The following is a 549-nucleotide window of genomic DNA, read 5'->3' on the forward strand; positions in this document are numbered from 1 at the left end:
CGTGATCGGCTCGATCCCGATTCCGCCGCCCGTATGGCGTCGGTCGGCGTCGACCTGATCGTGGCCAGCATCGCCGATCGCTTAGCCAAAGAGGTTTCGCGACCGCTGCATGGCACCGTCGCGGTCCAGCGCGCCAAGGCGCATGTCGAGGCTCATCTCCGCGACCCGACCCTCGACCCGCCACAACTCGCCGCAGCGATGGGCGTCTCCGTCCGCCGGCTCCAGGAATTGTCCCACGCGCGCGGCCAGCACATCTCCGCGTTCGTCGGCGGTCAGCGGCCTGCCGTCGTGCCCGGTCACGCCCGGCTTGATCTTCCAGACCCCAGAGCGGCCGTCGGCGGCGAGCGTCCCGTTTTCCTCGGAGGGGATCGTGGCGGCGAGCACCGGCACGAGGTTGCCGTCCGGGTGCCGTGCCCGGATCTTCAGGATCCCGTCTTTGACGATGAACGGCGCGTTCTTCTCAGGATCGGCGAAGATGTCGATCGGGTCGATGAATTGTGCATCGCCGAAATCACCGTTCCAGGGCGTGTGCGCTGACCACCGCGCCCG

1 pseudogene is annotated in these 549 nt (G+C 68.1%); it reads right to left on the reverse strand.

The window, feature by feature from the left end:
- Positions 1–81 precede the first annotated feature (81 nt).
- A pseudogene (locus MKL09_RS07090) lies at positions 82–549 on the reverse strand (hypothetical protein); the annotation flags it as partial.

It is taken from the genome of Methylobacterium sp. J-048, from assembly GCF_022829515.1.
Taxonomy (GTDB): domain Bacteria; phylum Pseudomonadota; class Alphaproteobacteria; order Rhizobiales; family Beijerinckiaceae; genus Methylobacterium.